Here is a 20,442-nt window from a genome sequence, read left to right as displayed (position 1 = left end):
AAAACGGCATGCAGGCAAACAGGGTCTGTGGTTCATGCACGGATCTGCCGCAGACAACGCGCGCTCCAGTGTCACCCAACCCGATTGAGTCGGCCCTCGGTCGTGCTGATGTCAGCGCCTATTCGACGCCTCGATGATGGTGGCCGTCCCTACCTCAGGCTGGCCCTCGTGCATGGTGATCGTCATGCCCGGCTGCAGGTGACGCCAGAGGGTTGGGGACAGTGGGCCCAGGCGGACCGACCCGGTGGCGCCTGGTGGCAACGCTGGCGCGGACTCCACCCAGATGCGTGCCACGAGCAGATCGGGGTCGCCCGCGGCCGTACGCCGGCCGAGGTCCCACAGCGGTCGGAGAATGCCCTTGCCCGGGATCGGTGTTCGCCGGCCACCTTCGGTGGGCGACAGGAGCCGCAACTCCGCGCGGACGATCCCGTGGAGGCTCTCCCACCGACCCCAACGGCACCACGCTGCCGCGTCGGAGAGCCACATCAGCTCGGCGCTGTCGATCAGCAGATCCCACCAAGGGGTCGGCGGTCGCCAACCCGTGTCGAGGTTGGCAAGGAGGTCGAGCGCGACCTCCCACTCGTCGTGGTCGAGGTACTCGCGTACGTCCACCACCGTCACGCCGGCCTCGTTGACGACATCAGCCGGGACAAATGCCTGCAGCCCGAGCGAGCAGATCGGCAACATCCACCCGCGGATTATTCAACCTCGCCGCAGCATCGGCGCAACGGCTCTCACCGGCGAGCGGGTCTGCCGCTGACCGTGCGCGTAAACGGCCGGTGCCCGCTCGGCAGGTGTGCGTTGCCGGTGCGAGTGCCCGAGGGCTATGCCCAGGGTGGGATGTATCGGCCGATGTAGTCGCGGGCGCGGGGGCACGGGTCATGCCAGTACTGGTTCGGCATGCGGTGGTGGTGCTTCTGGCAGAATTCAGCGAGACCATCTGTGATCTTGAGGCGCTCTAGCGGTTGGCCTTCGAAGTTTGTGTTGACCGCCAGTAGTTGAGGCTCAAGATTCCACCCTGAGTGGTCGAACGCCCAGCCGTCCCAGGCCGCGTAGGTGTGGAAGACCTGCCGCTGGCCCGGGAGGCGCACCCCGGCTATCTGGATGGACCTGTCTGGATAGGAATCCCGGCAGACCCAAGCGAGGATGTGACACGCTCCGGCAGCGAAGAAGGCCTGGTCTGTCCGGTCCCATGCGACCCGCTGGTCTGACCGCTCGATCGGCGTCCGACGAAACGCTCCCGCCGCTCTGGCCGCCATAGCCCGGACGGTAGTGGATGAGCCGACACATCGGGAGGGCTATCGCGCGCGGTTCCAGAGCGGTGTTGCGGCCAACGCGTCCAGAACGGTTCGTTCGAGGGCTACCGCAGCAGGCCTGTCTGCAGTGGTGGTCCAACGGAGGTGCAGGTCGGCCCACAGCATGGCGTCTTGGGCCCAGACGGCAGCGCGCTTGGGCTGACCGGCGAGAAATTCCTTGAGGCGCACCTGCACGCGGTTGTCGACGCCGCATGAAGACTGGCGTTGACACCACGGTCGCAGTTCAATGGAACAGGTTGCCGCTGACAAGGCGCAGCGATCGTGGGCGTGCTCTGTCGGATCGACCGATGCGGCTCCGGGAGCCAGCGCTGGTGCCATTCACAGCACTGGGCCGGCAGCTGACGACCGGTCGGCGGTCGGCGGCCCGGTGGAAGCCCGGTTTGGGGGAGCAGGTTGGGAGCAGCGGTATGCCCTGAACAGCCTTGAACTGCGTCTGACGGCGTCGAACGGCGCTCAACCGCACCCACCCCTGCCTGCGGCTTCACGTTGCCGCAGGTCAGAGTTGGTGCGGCGTCCTGGTTCCTGCGGAGTGCTCTGCGGTTTCGCGCAGCGGTCGACAAGCCTCTATGTCGCCTGGCGGGGGAGTGTGCGCAGGTCAAGGCTGTAAGGAGCCGTTGGTTGGCCTGGCTTTGCATCTGAGAGCAGATTGGGTGCAGGTTGGCGAAGAGGTCTCCGCGTCCGAAGTGCTCTCCGATGCCGGACAGGGACCAGGCGTTTTGACCTGCGGTGATGGAGATCGGTTGGTGCGGTGTCACCTCCCAGTGGGTACCGAAGAGGTCAAGCCTCCAGCCTCCCGACTGGCTGGTGCCGGCTGTTGAACTGGCGCCTGCCGGTGCCGATCACGAGGCCAGTCCGCATCGATTCGCGGCTCTGGCTGTCGTCGCGGTGGCGTCGGTACGGATCCCGCGAGCTGAGAACCGGATCCCACTGGGAACCTCTGAGCAGGGCTTCCTGAACGGTGACCTCTTCGGCGGGCCCGAAGGCGTCAGCACTGGCGGCCTAGGTCGTCGGGCCGAGTGACGAGCGGCTCGCCGACGTGCGGCTGACCCGAGGGCGGCAGACGTGAAACCGTGATGCGGTCCTCTCAGGGGCTGTGGATGATGGTTGGCGTGACTGAGAAGGGCAGCGGGTCCGCGGAGCAGCGCCTGTATGACGCTGTGGCGCATTGGAACCCCGACACCGGGTACGGCTTGGCGGACACGATCCATGCCGCTTGCCAGGCGCTGATCGACGGGCTGGACTCGCCGACGTTGCGCGAACTCGCCGGCGCTTCGGTGCATGACTCGTCCTGGGATGTCGGCGAACTCGTGACCAAGTCGCTCGAGGAACTTGAGATCCCCTACCCGGGCACTGTTCCTCCGGGCTTCGCACTTGCGCCAGGCGGAGGGGTCACCCGCCGGCCAGGAGTCGACTTTCTCCGTCTGGAGGTATCGCCGGTGCCCGGCGGCGCAGGCGGCGGATTCCAGGTGCAGGTCTGGGTCAACGGTACGGAGATGACCTCTGCCGGAGCGGGTCTCGGGATGGACCCGTACGACGTCCTTGTTCCCACTAATCGTCTGGTCGCGGTCTCCCGGCCGTGCACCGTTGCGATCGCCCGATGCGACTGCGGTGTGTACGGCTGTGGATCCACTGACGTCACCATCGCGCGGGATGGCGATCTGGTGCATTGGGACTGGTCGCTTGAGGTGCCCATGATGCGGGGCGTGTCGTTCGTAGCTGCGGAGTACGACGTGGAAGTCGCACGGGTGGCCGCGGATCATTCGTGGGAGACGTTTGAGCGTGCGGCCGGACGGCGTGTCCTGACGGACGTGGACCGCGATTGGTTGCTCACTTATGGCCTCAGACCCAGTTGGGTCGCCAACGACTACCGCGATCAGGAGCTGTTTCGGGTGGCCCTTCAGATCGGTGGTGACTACCAGGTCTTCGTCGACACCCCGTGGCGTGGCCGCAGCCCGGATGAGTTGGCGGGCGAGGTGTGCGCCACCTTGGCACTTCCTCCCAGCGCCTGGCACGCCACCTGGCGCGCCATTATCCCCACGTTGACCAAACCGCCGAAGATCGCGGGACCGTCCTGGCGACCCGCGCGGTTCTAGCAGCAGCTAGCCGGCACCGGGTCGGTCTGCTGCACCCTTAGGTGGCAGCGGGCCTGGGACGATCTCGCCATGGCGACCTATGAAGTTGCGCTGGTGCTTCTCGTCGATTCCTCGGAGGCGGTACTCCTGCAGCATCGCGATGATCAAACTTCGGCTTCTCCGAATCAGTGGAGCCTGCCAGGTGGTCATGTCGAGCCGGGCGAGACGCCTGAACAGGCGGCGCACCGGGAGTTGTTGGAGGAGACGGGCCTGAGGACAGGTGAGTTACGCGCGTTGTGGAGCGGCCCGCGCCCATACGAGGCTGGCTTCCCGCACACGGTGACTGTTCACGTTTTCCGCGGCCGGACCGATGCTCGGCAACAAGATGTGGTGGTCGGCGAGGGCCGCGCGATGGTGTTCGTCCCGCGGGATGAGGTCCTCGACCGCGACCTGGCCGTGACGACCGCCGCAGTCCTGCCGCTCCACCTCGACGGCACCGGCGAGACGCACTGATCCTCGTGATCCGGGCGCCGCGAGGCGTTACCGCCGTCGTGACCGTGAACATCTGACCGGGCGCATCGTCAGCCGGACTTGCGGGCGTCAGCTGCCGCGCAGAATCTGGTCCCGGTACTGCTGGAAGCCGTGCCAGCCAGCGGTCTGAGTGGGTTCGCCGGTCAGGAACTCGCCGGTCGAGATGTCGAGAGCGCGACCACCGACCGTGGCGACGATCCGCGCGATAACGGCCAGAACGTCGTCGCCGCCTCCACGCACGTACAACATGATCGAATCAACGGGGTCATGCGACCCGATGTTGAGCTCGATGTGCCAAGTCGGGCCGACCATGCGCCCCCAAGCAGGATCCGAGAGGTCGAGGTCCCGGAGGTTTTCACGTAACCACCGCCTGACATCCGGCCCGGCTCCCAACGGCGGCGGAATGAAGTCCTGCGGAAGCTGGTCAACCGACCTGGCGTCGGCCGGGGCGTCGAAGATAAGAACATCCCAACTCATGGCGTCTCCGGTGTCATTTCTGCAGAGCGGACCGAGGCGACGGCGGCGGTACCGGCCGGCCGGCACTTCTGGGCGTGGTGGGGGAGAATCGAATCATGTTTGTCATCAAGGAGCGGTTCTTCTCGATCGGCGACGACTTCGACGTGCTCGACGAGCACGGCACCAAGGTCTTCCACGTCGACGGCAAGGTGCTCAGCGTCCGCAACAAGGTCGTCATCGAGGACGCCTCCGGCCATGAAGTCGCCACGCTGCACCGGCACCTGGTGGCGCTGCGTCCCACGTACGAGATCCGGATCGGCGGCGAGAAGGCCGCAGAGGTCCGCAAGAATCTGCTCACGCCGTTCCGCGACAAGTTCACCATCGACGTGCCGGGGCCCGACGACCTGGAGATGAAGGGTGACCTGTTCGACCACGAGTACGTGATCGAACGTGACGGCACCGAGGTGGCCGCGGTCTCCAAGCGGTGGCTGACGATCCGGGACACCTACGCCGTGCAGGTCACTTCTGGCGTCGACCCGCTGCTCATTATCGGCAGCGTCCTCGCGCTCGACCTGGCCATGGACCGCGACAAGAAGAAGGGCGACGAGGACTGACCCCCTGGGCGGCAGCCGCATTGCTCGCGGGCGGGCTCATGGCCGGGAGGGTCTAACTCGTTCACCGGCGGCGGATCGCTGATCCTTTCATGGGGCATCATCGGCGCACCTGCTTAACGGACAAGAGCCGGAGTCACCAGACATGCTGTGGGGCTTCAGCGTGGGGCGAGGCCGGCTTGGTGGGGCAGCAGGGCGGCTCCGGTGCGGTTGCTGCTGCCCAGCTTGACCAACAGCCGTGAGACTTGGCCCTTGACGGTGGCATCGGACGGGGCTTTTGCAGCTCACAAGACGGCTAGCGCCGCCCGGCACTCTGGACGCCGAACTTCGAAGCGGCATATCCTCCAAGAATTGGGACGCCGATCCCACCGGCAACGCCCTGACCCCCTCTTCGGCGCGCCCGAAGATGGGGTCACCACCGCAGCTAGGCTTGCGCGAGTTTCAGAGTCGCGCTGAGTGTCATTGGCGGTGGGGGAATGGTTCGTGTCGCCCCTCGGACACAGATCTTTATCCTACGGTGTGCGCTGAGATCCACTGCAGCGCGCACCGTTTGCGTTTCGGTCTGGTAGGTGAGTCGGAGTCCGAGCTGTCGATAGACCTCGGGTGGCTGGCAGCCGCGCGAAGGCAGGTGCGGCGGCTGATAGCGACGCTGCGGATTGCCGCCGGCCAGCCGGTGACCGTGGTAGGTCAGAGGTAGTTGATGCCGGTCAGGTCCGCGGCTGCCTCCCATAGCCGTGTGCCGACGGCCGGGTCGGCGGCCTCCTGGCTGAGCCGGGCCTCGGTGACTCTGCCTCGCGTCTCCCAGAGCCCGGACGGGCCGAAGAACTGGCCACCCCGCACACCGGGCTCGGTCGCAGCGCGCAATTGCGGCAGCGCGCCCTGCGCCACCGGCTGGGTTGCCAGCAGACCGGCCGACGCGATCAGTCGCCCGAATCGGCCACGGTGTTCCCAGGCACGCGGAGTCAGGTTGGTGCGGGTGAGACCGGGGTGGGCCAGGGCGCTGACGATCGGCGTTCCGGCGGCGCGCAGGCGGCGGTCCAGTTCGATGCCGAAGATTGTGGTGGCGAGCTTGGACCGGCCGTAGGCGGTGGCTGCCCGATAGTCGTGTTCGAACATCAGGTCGTTGAAGTCCAGGTGCGCGTTCTTGTGGGTGATCGAGCTGAGACTGACGACGCGGGCTTCCCGCGCCGCGGCCAGGTTGCCGAGCAGCAAACCGGTCAGTACGAAGTGGCCCAGCATGTTGGTGGCGAGGTGCAGCTCGAATCCGTCGGCGGAGGTGCGACGTGGGCCAAGCAGCACCACGCCGGCGTTGTTGACCAGCAGGTCGATCGTCGGGTGGTCGCCGGCCAGCTTCGCCGCGAAGGTCCGCACGGAGGCGAGGGAGGCCAGGTCCAGCTCGCGTACCTCGACGTCGCCACCGATGCGGCGGGCGGCGTCCTCGCCGGCGGGAGCGTGGCGAACGGCGAGCACGACGTGGGCGCCGTGGCTGGCCAGTTCGGTGGCGGTGACCAGGCCGAGGCCCGAGTTCGCGCCGGTCACGACGGCGACCCGACCGTGCTGGTCGGGGATGTGGTCGGTGGTCCATCCGGTCATCTGCTGCTCCTGGAGGTGTCGGTGCACTGGCCCCATCGACGTTAGGAGCGATCCCGATGGGTTCCGTCATTCTCGGTTGCCTAGGTCTGAGGGGCCTACCTTCGGCGGTCCGTGCCGCTGCACACTTGCGGCATGGACAGCCTTCATCCGTATGCTCGTGAGCTGGGCGACTTTCTACGCGCTCGGCGTAGTCGGTTGCGTCCGCACGACGTCGGCCTGGAGCCGGGCGGCCGGCGCAAGGTCACCGGCCTGCGGCGCGAGGAACTGGCCCTGCTGGCCGGGCTGAGCACTGACTACTACCAGCGGATCGAGCAAGGCCGGGAGGTACGCCCGTCCGACGACGTCCTGGACGCGCTTGCAGGCGCTCTCGGCCTCGACGACAAGGAACGCCGGCACCTGTTCACCCTGGCCCACGCCGCCCGCCGGTCGATGCCCGCCCGGGTGGACCGCGATCCGGAGCGGGTGCCGGAGAGCACACGGCGCCTGCTGCGGGTGATGGACACTCCTGCGGTCATACTCGGCCGGCATCTCGACCTGCTCGACTGGAACCCGATGGCGCAGGCGCTGCTCGGCGACCCGGACGGCTACCAGGCCGACCGGCTCAACATGCTCCTGTTGCTGTTCGATGACACGCTGACCGGCGAGCGTAGCTGCCCGGACTGGGAGCGGCAGGCCCTCGACTACATCGGCATGATGCGTGCCGCCGTCGCCACCGACCCCACCCACCCACGCGCCACCGCGATCGTTGGCGAGCTGAGCATCCGCAGCGCTCAGTTCCGGCGGCTGTGGGCCCAGCACGACGTACGCGAATCGGTCAGCGGTACCAAGACCTTCCGGATTCCCGGGGTAGGCGACATCGTCCTGGACTGGGACACCTACCCCCTGCCGGGAAATCCCGGCTCCGTCATGCTCGTCTTCACCGCCGAGCCGGGCAGCGCCGACGCGGACCGGCTGCAACTCCTGGCGTCATTGCACGCGACCCGCTCAGCACTCGCCAACAAGCACCCCTCCCAGAAAGACGCCTCCGTGGGAAAACTGTCCGAGAGGCAATCCCACCACCGCTGAACCAGATGTCGAGAGGTGCGCACCGTCTCCAAGCGTCCGGGCCCAGCTGCCGAGATCAATCCTCGCCCGGGCGGAGGAACAGCTCGGCCAGCCGGGGTAGCCGCCGCCGCATCTCGTCATCGTTGTCGAAGTCGAAGTCCTCACCCATGTCGGGTTCGTGGGCCTCGTCGATGCCGACCGCAGCGTGCTGGCGGGTCTTCATCGCCTCGTAGAAGGCGTCGTCGTCACCACCCGTGACCTGCTCGTAGGCTTCGCTGGCTACGTAGTTCACCGCCTCGGCGAACAGTGCGCCGTCGTCTTCCTCGGCCGCCGCTTGTCGTACCACGGGATGGTCAGCCAGTCCGTCAGGGGAGGCCAGGACACGTTCGTACCACTCGCGCCCGAGCGCGATGACTCCCGCTCGGAAATCTATGAAGCTGTCGTCTGAGCATCCCCCGCCGATCAGGTACGCAGCCGCCCACACGTCCCAGCGGTAGAGCGCGTCATGGAGCTGATCGAACAGCTCCTGGAACTCGAGGATGCCCTCCAACGATGTCGCGGCTAGACGCGTCACCAGTGCCGCGGCAACGGCCTCACCGTCGTCGCCGGTCCGCCCGTCGAGACCCGCCCCGGCCGACTCCACGACCGCCCAAAACTCGTCAACGTCCACGGCGCGAGAGTCTCCCACGGCCAACTGACACCACTCATGCCTGTCGACCCGAGCACCGGTCGTGGGCAGCCGCTGAAGCGTTTCTGTCCCTGAGTATCCGCTCATGGCCGCGATGAATGCGCTACGTCGCTCCACCTCGGCAGCGCTGGCGGGACCCACTGATCTGCCGCTGACAAGGCGCGGCGATCGTGAGCGTGCTGCCCGATCGACCGATGCGGCCGCGCGAGCTGGCGCAGGCGCCAACCGAACACTGGCCGGCAGCTCACAGGCGGTTGGCGGCCTGGAGAGCCCGGTTTGGGGGAGCGGGTTGGGAGCAATGCCCTGCACTGAACAGCCATGAACTGCGTCCAACGGCATCGAACGACGCGCAACTGCACCCACCCCTAGCTGCGGCTCCTCGTTTCCGCAGGTCAGAGTCGCCGCGGCATCCTGTTTCCCGCGGAGTGCGGGGCGGCCGGAGGAGTCCGGCCGTTGATCAAGTCGTTGATGAGTGATGGCTGGAGCATCGACAGGCCCGCCCCGGCCAGGACGTCATCGGAGCGTCCCGTCGATCACCGCCGCGCGCTCGCCGGACGGGGCGGACTTCGGCAGTCGGATTTCACGGCGGTCGATGGAACCATTGTTGGACGATGATGAATCTGTTAACTTTTCCAAACCTCCATGAGAGAGCGCTCTCCCGAGAATAGAGGTCAAAGAAGATGGCGGCGCTGCACCCCTGACCAGCCACCGTCAACAGCCGCTCACGTCCACCCGACCCCACCCCCACCCCCACCCCCATCCCCATCACGGCGCAGCGCGACCTCACCGAGGCGCGACGTGCCGACGACCCTCCACCGCCGGGACAGACGCGACACCGCTGTGCGCGTCCCGGGACCTACCCGCGGGGCCGCCCACCGCGGCCACGTTCGAGACGTGATCGGCGCACGTTTCGGCTACTTCCTCACGAGAGGTAACCAACCGATCATGATTCGCAGAATGCTGCTAATCGTCGCTCTTGTGCTGGCCGGGATGGGCGTCAACGTCGCCCCGGCATTCGCAGCCGACTTCTCGGTGCTGGTCTTCAGCAAGACCGCGGGGTTCCGGCATGACGCGATCCCCGCAGGGATCGCTGCGATCCAGCAACTGGGCACGCAGGGCAACTTCACGGTCGAGGCGACCGAGGACGCCGCCCAGTTCACCGACACGAACCTGGCCAGGTTCAGAGCGGTCATCTGGCTGTCCACGACCGCCGACGTGCTCAACCCGACCCAGCAGGCCGCGTTCGAGCGCTACATCCGCGCCGGCGGCGGCTATGTCGGCGTGCACGCCGCCTCCGACACCGAATACGACTGGCCCTGGTACGGCAACCTTGTCGGCGCCTACTTCTCCAGCCACCCCGCGATCCAGCCGGCCACCGTCCGCATCGAGGACACCGCCCACCCTTCGAACGCGGGCATCCCGGTGAACTGGAACCGCACCGACGAGTTGTACAACTACCGCACCAACCCCCGCTCGCAGGTGCACGTCCTCGCGAATCTCAACGAGGCCACGTACACCGGCGGCACCATGAACGGCGACCACCCGATCTCGTGGTGCCGGCCCTACGACGGCGGCCGCTCCTGGTACACCGGCCTCGGCCATACCCAGGAGAGCTACACCGAGGCCAACTTCCGCACCCACCTGCTCGGCGGCATCAGGTACGCCGCGCAGAACATCGGCAACTGCTCGGTGCAGGCCCCCGTCGGCACGTTCAACCAGGTGAACCTGGCCAAGGGCGTGGCGGAGACCGGTGAGCCGATGGGCCTCACCGTGTTGCCCAACCGGGGTGTGCTGCACACCTCGCGGAACGGCGTCATCCGGTACACCGACGTCAACGGCAACACCAAAGTCGCCCTGACGCTGCCGGTCTACAGCCACGACGAGGAGGGTCTGCAGAGCATCAAGGCCGACCCGAACTTCGCCAGCAACCGCTGGGTGTACGTCTACTACGCGCCGCCGCTCAGCACGCCGGGCGGCGACGCTCCGTCCACCGGCACGGCGGCGCAGTTCGCCCCGTTCAACGGCTCCAACAAGCTGGCCCGGCTCACCGTGCGAGACGACAACACGATCGACCCGGCCTCGCTGGTGACGATCCTCGACGTGCCGACCAGCCGTGGGCTGTGCTGCCACGTCGGCGGTGACATCGACTTCGACGCCGCCGGCAACCTCTACCTGTCCACCGGTGACGACACCAACCCGTTCGACTCGGCCGGGTCCGCGCCGATCGACGAGCGGGCCGACCGCAACCCCGCCTACGACGCGCAGCGCACCTCGGCCAACAGCAACGACCTGCGCGGCAAGGTGCTGCGGGTCAAGCCGGGTGCCACGGGCGGCTACACCATCCCGGCCGGCAACATGTTCGCCCCGGGAACGGCGAACACCAGGCCCGAGGTGTACGCCATGGGCTTCCGCAACCCGTTCCGGATGAGCGTGGACAAGGCAACCGGGATCGTCTACCTCGGTGACTACGGCCCCGACGCCGGCTCTGCCGACCCGCAGCGCGGGCCGGCGGGCACCGTCTCGTTCGAGCGGATCACCCAGCCGGGCTTCTACGGCTGGCCGTACTGCTCCAACTACAACACCCCCTACCAGGAGTTCACGTTCCCTAGCGGGCCTTCGTCCGGCCCGTACAACTGTGCCGGTGGGCCGACGAACAACTCCCGGAACAACACCGGCATCACCACGCTGCCGCCGTCGCAGGCGGCCTGGCTGCCCTACGGCGGGCAGGGGCCCTGGCGGCCCGAGCTGGGTGGCGGCGGGCCCATGGGCGGTCCGGTCTACAACTTCAACCCAGCGCTGGCCTCAGACGTGAAGTTCCCGGCGTCGTACAACGGGAAGGTCTTCCTCGGGGAGTTCACCAGTCGCTGGATCAAGGCGGTCACCCTGAATGCCAACGGCACGGCCGGCGCGATCGAGCCGATCCCGTGGTCCGGGACCGCGATCATGGACATGGAGTTCGGGCCTGACGGCGCCCTGTACGTGCTCGACTACGGCACCACCTGGTTCGGCGGCGACGCCAACTCGGCCCTCTACCGGATCGAGTACAACACCGGCGGCAACCGGGCGCCGATCGCGCAGATCAGCGCCACCCCGTCCTCCGGCGCGGCGCCGCTGGCCGTGCAGTTCAGCTCGGCGGGTAGCAACGACCCGGACGGCGACCCGATCACGTACGCCTGGGACTTCACCAGTAACGGCAGCACCGACTCCACGGCGGCCAACCCGACATTCACCTACCCGGCTAACGGCGAGTACACCGCGACGCTGACGGTACGGGACCCCGGCGGCAGAACCTCGACGGCCAGTACCGTCATCGGGGTCGGCCGACCATCCATCCAATTGATCACACCGGCCGACGGATCGGTGTTCCAGTTCGGCGACCTGGTGCCCTACGAGGTGAGGGTCACCGATCCGAACGCCGGCACCATCGACTGCAACCGGGTCCAGCTCAACTACATCCTCGGCCACGACAGTCACGGTCACCCGATCACCAGCAAGAACGGCTGCACCGGGTCGATTCAGACCACGGTGGACGGTGAGCACGACGCGTCCGCGAACATCTTCGGGGTGCTCGCCGCGGTGTACACCCCGGTCAGCGGGGTCGCGGTCCAGGACCAGCACGTGTTGCAGCCGCGGACCCGGCAGGCCGAGCACTTCGGCACCATGAACGGCGTCCAGCTCGCCGCCAAGCCCAGCGCCCACGGCGGCAACGCCATCGGATACATCGAGAACGGTGACTGGATCTCCTTCACGCCGTACAACCTGGCCGGCGTCACCGGTATCAGGGCGCGGGTCGCCTCGGCCGGCGTCGGTGGCACGCTGACCGTGCGGGTCGACTCACCGACCGGCCCGGTGGCCGGCACGGTGCAGGTCGCCCCGACCGGTGGCTGGGAGACGTGGGCCGACGTCACCGGGACGATCAGCCCACCCGCCGGAACGCACCAGCTGTACCTGGTGTTCACCGGCGGCGCGGGATCGCTGTTCGACATCGACGACTTCACGTTCACCTCCGGCACCACACAACCGCCGTCGGGGAACCTGGCGTTGAACAAGCCGGTGACGGCGTCGAGCACGGAGTCCGGCACATTCCCGGCCTCGGCTGCGGTCGACGGTTCGCTGACCACCAGGTGGGCGAGCACCTTCAGCGATCCGCAGTGGATCCAGGTGGACCTCGGTCAGTCGACCTCTATCGACCGGGTCAAGCTGACCTGGGAAGCGGCGTACGGCTCGGGGTACCAGATCCAGACGTCGGCCAACGGGACAACCTGGACCACGGTCCGGACAGTCACCGGTGGCGACGGTGGGGTGGACGACAACACCGCGCTGGCCGCCACGGGTCGTTACGTGCGGATCAACGGTACGGCCCGCGGCACGGCCTGGGGATATTCCCTGTTCGAATTCGAGGTCTACGGGGGCGGCGTCGTGCAGCCGCCCGCAGGCAACCTGGCGTTGAACAAGCCGGCGACTGCGTCGAGCACCGAGTCGGTCGCCTTCCCGGCCTCCGCTGCGGTCGACGGTTCGCTGACCAGCAGGTGGGCGAGTGCCTTCGCCGACCCGCAGTGGATCCAGGTGGACCTCGGTCAGTCGTACCCCATCAATCGGGTCAAGTTGACCTGGGAGGGGGCGTACGGCTCGGGGTACCAGATCCAGACGTCGGCCAACGGAACAACCTGGACCACAGCCCGGACGATCGCCGGTGGCGACGGTGCCGTGGACGACAACACCGCGCTGGCCGCCACCGGCCGATATGTGCGGATCAACGGCACGACCCGCGCCACAGCCTGGGGCTACTCGCTGTTCGAGTTCGAGGTCTACAGCTGATCGGGTAGACCGCGCACGATGGGGCGCAGGGACCTTCGAAGGTCCCTGCGCCCCTGGTCTGTCCCGGCCATCGCCACATGACGGGCGGCGGTGGGCGGTGCCGCTTCCGTCGCCGCGCGCGGTGCGGTGGCGCACGCGCCGGTGGCCGAGCCGGCATTCGGCGACGGAACGTGCGTCGACGCGTAGCTGATCGGCCCGACGGCTGCGTCGCCTGGGCCTTGCCCACGGCTGAGGGTCTGGACACCACCGCGCCGGGGCGTGGGCTCGTCACCTGGTTCGGCCACCCGGCCTGAGCGGCGCATTAACGGTCGTCTCAGATTCGCTCGGTACGAAGTCGGCATCAGATGAGCGAACTAACCGTATGGGGGGAAGCTAGTGATGGCAGTCAAGGCAGCGCCGCCCGGTCGCTTGGCAGGCCGGTGGGTGCCATGGTTGGTGATCGGGTTGTGGGTGGCGCTGGCGGCGGTCATGGTGCCGTTGAGCGGAAAGTTGAGCTCGGTCACCACCGACAGAGCCGTGGACACCCTGCCGGCCAGCGCCGAGTCCACCAAGGTGGCGGTGCTGGAGGACAGTCTCCCCGGCGGCGAGGACAACACGTTCGTCTTTGTGTACCACCGCGCCGGCGGCATGACCGACGCCGACCGCGCGACGGTCGAGCGCCACCACAACACCCTTGCCGAGCGGTACCCGCCGAAGGCGGCGGCCGGCGAGGACGACGAGAGCACGGCGACAAGACTCTCCACCGACGGCAAGGCGATGATGTTCACCCTCGACGTGAGCACGACCTACGGCGCACCGGAGGCCATCGTCGGCCCGTTGCGTGACGCCGCGAAGGACCGCCCCACCGGCCTGGAACTCGACGTGACCGGCCCGGCCGCGATCGACGGCGACATGGACGCTGTCTTCGACGGCATCGACCTGCAGGTCTTCCTCACCACGGTCGTCGTCGTCACGGTCCTGCTTATCCTCACCTACCGCAGCCCGGTGTTGTGGTTCGTCCCGCTCGTGGTCGTCGGCGCGGCCGCACTGACTGCGATGGCGACTGTCTACCTGCTCGTCAAGGGCTTCGGCGTCGTGGTGAACGACCAGAACTCGGCGCTGCTGACGATCCTGGTGTTCGGCGTCGGCACGGACTACGCGCTGTTGCTCATCGCTCGATATCGGGAGACACTGCGCCACCACGAGAACGTCCGGGTCGCGATGGTCCACGCCCTACGCGGCTCGGCGCCAGCCATTGTCGCGTCCGCGGCCACCGTGGTCGCCGGCCTGCTCTGCCTGCTCGTCGCGGACCTGAACAGCACCAGCGGGTTGGGCCCGATCGGCGCCGCCGGCATCCTGTGCGCGCTGGTGGCCATGCTGACGCTCTTCCCCGCGGTGCTCGTGGTGCTCGGCAGGCGAATCTTCTGGCCGGCCATCCCGCGGTTCAGCACGGCCGTGCAGGACAAGCCGGGGCTGTGGGGACGGCTCGGCACCGGCATCAGCCGCCGACGGTGGGTGGCCACGCTCGGCTCGCTCGGAGTCCTCGGCGTGCTCGCCATCGGTCTGACGGGTAACACCGGCGCCCTGCGAGAGCAGGACCAGTTCCTGTCCGCGCCGGAGTCCGTCACCGGCTTCACCGTTCTTCACCAGCACTTCCCGGAGCTCGGCGGCCAGCCGATGACGATCTATACGCGGCCGGCGTACCAGGAGCGGGTGGTCGACATCGTCAAGCGCACTCCCGGCGTGGCAGAGGCCGTTCCGGGCCAGACCGTCGGAGGCTGGGCCGACATCTCCGTGTTCCCGACCGACGCCCCGGACACCGCCGCGGAGTACGACACGATCAAGCGGGTGCGCGCCGCTGTGCACGCGGTGAACGGGGCGGGGGCGATCGTCGGCGGGCCGAGTGCGGAGAACCTCGACACCGAGGTGACCACCAGACGCGACGAGAAGCGGGTGATCCCGCTGGTGCTCGCCGTCGTCCTGATCGTCCTCGGGCTGCTGCTGCGCGCGATCGTGGCCCCGCTGGTCCTGATGGCGACTGTGATCGTCTCGTTCGCGGCGGCCTTCGGCGGCAGCGTGTTCGTCTTCGACACGATCCTCGGGTTCAAAGGTATCGACTATTCGGTGCCGCTGCTGGCATTCCTGTTCCTGGTGGCGCTCGGCGTCGACTACAACATCTTCCTGGCCAGCCGGGCCCGGGAGGAGACCGTGCGTCTCGGCACCCGAGAGGGCATGCTGAAGGCCCTGTCGGTCACCGGTGGCGTCATCACCTCGGCAGGGCTGGTCCTGGCGGCCACGTTCGCGGTCCTCGCCACACTTCCGCTGGTGATGCTGATCGAGGTCGGGTTCCTGGTCGCCTTCGGCGTGCTGCTCGACGCCCTGCTGGTGCGGTCGGTCCTGGTGCCCGCCCTCACCCTCCTGATCGGCCGGCGGATCTGGTGGCCGAGCCGGCTGTCCCGTCCAGCGGCAGGGCCGCCGATCGGTCGACAGACGCTCGCCGACGAGGAGGATCCCGCGCTGCAACGGTGAGCGCGGCGGCACGGACGAGATCCGGGACGGGCATCCAGCCCGTCCCGTGTCCTTTCGTGGGCCCGACGGCCGCCGCCCTCCGGTCCTGCGCGACGCGCCGGGCCTGGGGTCGGCGCACCGCGGTGTCCGGCCCCGAAGGTGAACGGCGCCGGGTCATGCCCGAAGGCGGCCGTCTCTTGTCCTGCGCCGCACCGCCGAGACGGGGTCAGCGCGCCGCGGTGTCCTCCCCGACGGTGCGGCGCGCGATCGGGGCGGGCGGGGCCGCGGCCGGAAGGTCGACCCGAAGCAGCGCGCCACCGCGTACGGAACGGGCGACAGCGGCCCGGCCGCCGTGGGCGTCGACGACCCGCTGCACGATCGACAGCCCCAGACCGGATCCCGGCAACCCCCGGGCGCTGTCGGCACGGTAGAACCGGTCGAACACCCGCGGTACGTCGACTGCGTCGATGCCCGGCCCGGCGTCGTCGACCTCGAGCACCGCCGACGCGCCCTCGGCACGCAGCCGGACCTGGACCGGCTGGTCCGCGGGGGACCACTTGCCGGCGTTGTCGATGAGGTTTAGCACCGCCCGCTGGAGCGCAGCGGGACGCCCGCTCACCCACACGGAGGTCACGTCGAGCGCGACCTCGATGTCAGGCACGCGGGAACGCGCCCGGGTCGCGGCGGCCACCACCACGTCGGTGAGGTCGAGCAGCTCGGTGCTCTCGTCGCTGACGTCACCGCGCGCCACCTCGGTCAGCTCAGCGGCAAGGGTGCTCAACTCAGCCACCTGGGCGCCGAGATCGTTGAGCAACCGGGTCCGGCTCTCCGCCGACAGTGCGCTGTCCAGGGTGCCGCGCCGATCGAGCCGGATCAGCAGCTCGACGTTGAGGCGCAGGCTGGTGAGCGGGGTCTTGAGCTCGTGGGCGGCGTCCTCGGCGAGCAGCCGCTGGGCCCGCCGGGAGTCCCGGAGCGCGGCGAGCATCTCGTTGATCGACTGGATCAGCCTCCGGATCTCCCCACCGCCCTCATCCGGGATGTCGGCGTCGAGAACCCGGGTGCGCGCGACACGTACCGCTGCGGCAGTCAGCCGGTCGATCGGTGCCAGCCCGGCCCGTGCCACGGTCCGCCCGACAAGGGCGCCGCCAACCACGCAGAGCAGCCCGATCAGCAACATCCCGAACCCGAACCGGTTGATCGGGCTGTCGTCGGCGACGCGGGCCACCTGGACCGCGCCGTCGCCCGCCCGCAGCGTGTAGATGCGGTAGCCGTCCTCGTCGCTGTCGTTCGACTCCATCAGGTCGGCCGACGCGCCCTGCGCCACGCGCCCGGCGCGCCCGCTGACCGGAGGCAGCGCGGGTTGGCCGACCGGCGTCCGGGTCGAGCCGTCGGGCAGGATGACCCGTACCAGCCGGCCGGACCCGGGATACGGCGGTAGCTGGACCTGCTCCACACCGGCGCGCTCCGCGTCCGTCGCCAGGACGCGGGAGTCGGCGCGCAGTTGATCCTCGGCGGTGTCCTGCAGCTCCCAGTCCAATAGCTCGCTGGCCACCTGGAAGGCCACGAACACGCTGACCGCGATGGCCGTCGCCGCGATCACCGTCAGCCTGGTCCGCAGGGACCGCCGGCGCCACCATCGGGTCAGCCGGCGCGGTTCCCGGCCGGCGGGCCTGCTCACGGAGGAGTCTCCCGCAACGTGTATCCCAGGCCGCGCAGCGTGTAAATCAATCGCGGCTCACCCTCGGCCTCCATCTTGCGGCGCAGGTAGCTCACGTATACCTGGAGGTTGTTGGCGGTGGCGCTCATGTCGAAGCCCCAGATCGCCTCGAACAGCGCGTCGCGGGTCAAGACCCGGGTCGCGTTGCGCACGAGAACCTCCAGCAGGGAGAACTCGGTCCGGGTCAAGCGCAGCGGCCGCCCGCCACGCCACGCCTCGAACCTGTCGGGATCGACCCGGACGTCGGCGAACGACAGGATCTGCGACTCCCCGTCGGCCGGCGTGCGCCGGCGCAGCAGGGCCCGCACCCGGGCCAGCAATTCCTCGGTGGCGAACGGCTTGGGCAGGTAGTCGTCAGCGCCCGCGTCGAGCCCTGCGACCCGGTCGGAGACCTGGTCACGGGCGGTCAGCATCAGCACCGGCAGATCCCGACCCGCGGCCCGCAACCGCCGGCAGGTCTCCAACCCGCCAAGGCGAGGCATCATCACGTCGAGGATCAGCAGATCCAACGCGTCACCGCCCGCCCCACCAACCCCGTCGAGCACGGCGAGACCGTTGGCGACGGTGCTGGTGTCGTAACCCTCGACCTGGAGCACCCGCTCCAGCGACCCACGGATAGCCCCGTCATCATCCGCGATCAGGATCCGCACGCCGGCCCGCCCCCTTCCAGTCGATGCTTTGCCGCTCATCCTCCCCGATCAACCTGAAGCCAGGATTAGAACGTCGTCTCTGTGGGGCCCGCTGGCCGTGCTCTTACGGATGCCTGAGCGCAGACTTGACCACCGACGGGACGGCAACGAACCGTGAAACCGCCGTTCCCGGGTTGGCTACCTTCACGGCCGCAAGGGTTCGACCATCCGGCACGCCCGGGAGCAACCCGTCGACACCATCGTGATCGGTGGGGATGCGGTGTCGGGTTACTACAACCTGGCCGCCTCCATGCCGACGCCGCGAGGGTCAATGGGGAAAGCGTCCTCCGGCTGGTGCCCAGGCCCTGAGCGTCTCAGCTCGCGTCAGATGGAGAACGAGGTCAACTCCCGGGTGGCGCTCCTGCGTAGCGGCGTCGCCCGGCGCCCGCCGCCGAGTTGCTCGTGGCCTTCGGGGCCGGGGTGGAAATCGGCGGTGGCGCGACGGCCTTCAACGGCCCTGGGATACCCAACTCCTCCACCACCCGGATTTTCTCCGCCGGTATCTCTTCCTTGGTCTGGAAGTTGTTTGGGTCGCCGCTGTGGTCGTGGCGCCACGCGTCGTTGCCGTCGAGGGCGCTTTTCGGCATGTCGAAGGCGAGGACGATCCCGCCCTCGTCGGCGACGTCGCGCAGGGTTGGCTCGCCACGTTTCTTCCCCATGGCCCATTCGGTGTGCTGCCGGGCGTAGGACAGTGCCAGGTCGAAGTCGAGGGTGACGGTGTTCCAGCCCTTGTCCTTGCTCTCGCTGGCGACGTCGTGTTTCTCCCAGCGTTTGCAACCGATGTCGCTGCCGGCTTTGCCCGGCATCAGCCCCGTGGCCTGGATGCCGTCGCCGTAATAGTTGCACCGGTTGGTGCCGTGGTAGAACCGGTAGACGTCCGCGGACGGCGGCTTCTGAGGCGGATTGGCCAACCGCCACAGCTGTTGTTGAACGTTGTTGTGCCTCAGAAGCGCCTCCTCGGTGGTTGTGTTTACGCCGAGGTGCTCGAATGCTGTGGCCAATCGGTACAGGATCAGCTTGTCCGCGACGGCGACGAGCTCTGGCTCGGCGTACTTCGGGGACAGGACGATGGTGTTGGTGCCCGGCACGTGGTCGCTGCCGACGGGCGTGTGGAGAAGACCCACCGTCAGTGGCATGGCGTATTCGGTTTCGATAGCTCTCACGACATCGGCGACCACCTGCTCGGCCGCGAACCAGTGCGCCAGACGCGCGGACAGTGTCTGATCCGGGACCGGTGCTGATAGTTGCGCCCGTGCAGGGTCAGCGGTGGCGTCCCGTGGCGGGCGGGTCGGCTCGTCGGGATGGACAGGCCCCGTGGGGGCACCGGATTGGACGGGCACTAGTGGGGGCCGAGGAGTCTGCCCGGTGGGTGAATGATTCGGCTGCATTCCGTGAAGTTACGCACAGCCACCGCCCCGAGTGATCGTGTAGTCATCAAACGGACCCGGGCACCGTCCCCTGTCCCGGCCCGGGGTCGCCGCGCCAGATGTCTCGTGCCGCATTCCGTTCGAGGCTGCGCGCCCCCCGCCGGCAACAGCGGCCCGGGCCAGGGCTCAGTCGAGCAGATAGCCGGCCGGGACCGCGTCGGTGAGCCAGACGCCGTTGGCGCTGCGGTGGAACACGTGCCCGGCGGCGGCCATCGCCGCCGCGTCGATGGTGAGGATCACGACCCGACCGGCCCGTCGGGCGCCGACCCGGCGGGCGGTCTCGGTGTCGGCGGAGAGGTGGACGTGGTGCCGGCCGCCGCGGTGCAGGCCGGTGGCCCGGATCGACTCCAGCGCACCGGCGCTGGTGCCGTGATAGAGCCGGTCCGGCGGGGTCACCGGGGGCAGCCCGAGGTCCACCGGGATCGAATGGCCCTGGTTGGCCCGGATCCGCAGCACCCCGTCGGTGCCGCGCTCGACAGCGAACCGCTGCTTGTCGTTGCCGGCGACGACCGCGTCCAGCTCGGCCCGCTCGATCCGTAGGGCGGCGAGCAGAGCGTCGACGGGGGTCCAACCGGCCGGGTCGAGCACCAGGCCGGACCGGTCGGGATCGTGCCGGAGTGCCTTCGACATCCGTTTGCTCAACCTCACCAGCCGCTCGCGTTCCACAGTTCATTGTGGTCGATCACCGTCGCTCAGATCGAGAGGTTTTCCGGCGACACCGGACCCGGGTTTTTCTCCGGTGGGCCTGTGGGGTACGCCCGGCCGGCTCTGAGCTGTCTACTGTAAATGCGAGCCATCCCGAAGAACGTCGCGTCCCGGAGGACCGGATCAACCTGCGGCTCGCCGGCTCGCGGACCTTCGACGACCTGGCCGTACTGCCCCGCTACGAACTCGCCGAACAGGGACGGTAGCGCAATTGGCGGCACTTCAACCGGCGGTGATCGGCTGACCAGGGGTCGGCGGGACCCCGGAATCAGCCCGGAGCGCGGCGAA

At 68.4% G+C, this 20,442-nt stretch carries 14 protein-coding genes; 6 read left to right on the top strand and 8 right to left on the bottom strand.

The annotated features are described in order from the left end of the window. Window positions 1–111: 111 nt before the first annotated feature. Window positions 112–621 carry a hypothetical protein gene (locus HNR20_RS03985; protein ID WP_229687162.1) on the bottom strand — a complete coding sequence of 170 codons (510 nt, stop codon included), beginning with the start codon at window positions 619–621 and terminating at the stop codon, window positions 112–114. A 1,795-nt stretch (window positions 622–2,416) separates the two neighbouring features. Here HNR20_RS03985 and HNR20_RS03980 point away from each other — a divergent pair. Both HNR20_RS03980 and HNR20_RS03975 read left to right on the top strand, forming a co-directional pair. Beyond that, a complete protein-coding gene (locus tag HNR20_RS03980; protein WP_373291053.1) occupies window positions 2,417–3,409 on the top strand; it encodes a hypothetical protein in 993 nt (330 codons plus the stop codon). 69 nt (window positions 3,410–3,478) lie between these two features. Continuing rightward, window positions 3,479–3,901 (top strand): NUDIX hydrolase, encoded by a 423-nt coding sequence (locus HNR20_RS03975; RefSeq protein WP_184176553.1) that lies wholly within the window; start codon window positions 3,479–3,481, stop codon window positions 3,899–3,901. 87 nt (window positions 3,902–3,988) lie between these two features. Here HNR20_RS03975 and HNR20_RS03970 read toward each other — a convergent pair whose 3' ends face one another. Further along, complete coding sequence (locus HNR20_RS03970; RefSeq protein ID WP_184176551.1) at window positions 3,989–4,396, bottom strand: hypothetical protein; 408 nt, start codon at window positions 4,394–4,396, stop codon at window positions 3,989–3,991. Window positions 4,397–4,491: 95 nt separating this feature from the next. On the opposite strand from HNR20_RS03970, the gene HNR20_RS03965 reads away from it, so the two are divergent. Further along, the gene (locus HNR20_RS03965; RefSeq protein WP_184176549.1) at window positions 4,492–4,989 is read left to right on the top strand and encodes an LURP-one-related/scramblase family protein; all 498 of its coding nucleotides are present in this window, start codon (window positions 4,492–4,494) and stop codon (window positions 4,987–4,989) included. 684 nt (window positions 4,990–5,673) lie between these two features. Here the strand turns inward: HNR20_RS03965 and HNR20_RS03960 are convergent. Next, complete coding sequence (locus HNR20_RS03960) at window positions 5,674–6,579, bottom strand: oxidoreductase (protein ID WP_184176546.1); 906 nt, start codon at window positions 6,577–6,579, stop codon at window positions 5,674–5,676. 132 nt (window positions 6,580–6,711) lie between these two features. On the opposite strand from HNR20_RS03960, the gene HNR20_RS03955 reads away from it, so the two are divergent. Continuing rightward, window positions 6,712–7,644 (top strand): helix-turn-helix transcriptional regulator, encoded by a 933-nt coding sequence (locus HNR20_RS03955; protein WP_184176544.1) that lies wholly within the window; start codon window positions 6,712–6,714, stop codon window positions 7,642–7,644. A 55-nt stretch (window positions 7,645–7,699) separates the two neighbouring features. On the opposite strand, the gene HNR20_RS03950 is transcribed toward HNR20_RS03955, so the two are convergent. Beyond that, complete coding sequence (locus HNR20_RS03950; RefSeq protein ID WP_221309693.1) at window positions 7,700–8,293, bottom strand: DUF4240 domain-containing protein; 594 nt, start codon at window positions 8,291–8,293, stop codon at window positions 7,700–7,702. Between the two features lie 975 nt (window positions 8,294–9,268). Here HNR20_RS03950 and HNR20_RS03945 point away from each other — a divergent pair. Together HNR20_RS03945 and HNR20_RS03940 are read left to right on the top strand one after the other, a co-directional pair. After that, entirely contained in the window at window positions 9,269–13,129 is a 3,861-nt protein-coding gene (locus tag HNR20_RS03945; RefSeq protein WP_229687159.1) for a ThuA domain-containing protein, read from the top strand. A 378-nt stretch (window positions 13,130–13,507) separates the two neighbouring features. Beyond that, a complete protein-coding gene (locus tag HNR20_RS03940) occupies window positions 13,508–15,637 on the top strand; it encodes an MMPL family transporter (protein ID WP_184176540.1) in 2,130 nt (709 codons plus the stop codon). Between the two features lie 205 nt (window positions 15,638–15,842). Here the strand turns inward: HNR20_RS03940 and HNR20_RS03935 are convergent, their stop codons facing one another. The 4 genes from HNR20_RS03935 to HNR20_RS03920 form a co-directional block, all read right to left on the bottom strand. Then, window positions 15,843–17,294 (bottom strand): HAMP domain-containing sensor histidine kinase, encoded by a 1,452-nt coding sequence (locus tag HNR20_RS03935; RefSeq protein ID WP_184176538.1) that lies wholly within the window; start codon window positions 17,292–17,294, stop codon window positions 15,843–15,845. Beyond that, complete coding sequence (locus tag HNR20_RS03930) at window positions 17,291–18,022, bottom strand: response regulator transcription factor (RefSeq protein WP_184176536.1); 732 nt, start codon at window positions 18,020–18,022, stop codon at window positions 17,291–17,293. Before HNR20_RS03930 ends, HNR20_RS03935 begins: the two co-directional genes overlap by 4 nt. 341 nt (window positions 18,023–18,363) lie before the next feature. After that, window positions 18,364–19,158 (bottom strand): hypothetical protein, encoded by a 795-nt coding sequence (locus HNR20_RS03925; protein ID WP_184176534.1) that lies wholly within the window; start codon window positions 19,156–19,158, stop codon window positions 18,364–18,366. 417 nt (window positions 19,159–19,575) lie between these two features. After that, window positions 19,576–20,115, bottom strand: coding sequence for an RNA 2'-phosphotransferase (locus HNR20_RS03920; RefSeq protein WP_184176532.1), 540 nt, complete (start codon window positions 20,113–20,115; stop codon window positions 19,576–19,578). Between the last annotated feature and the right edge of the window lie 327 nt (window positions 20,116–20,442).

Source organism: Micromonospora parathelypteridis, from assembly GCF_014201145.1.
GTDB classification, from domain to species: Bacteria; Actinomycetota; Actinomycetes; order Mycobacteriales; family Micromonosporaceae; genus Micromonospora; species Micromonospora parathelypteridis.
The sequence above is the reverse complement of the archived record's forward strand: the minus strand, read 5'-3'. Positions and strand labels throughout refer to the sequence as shown.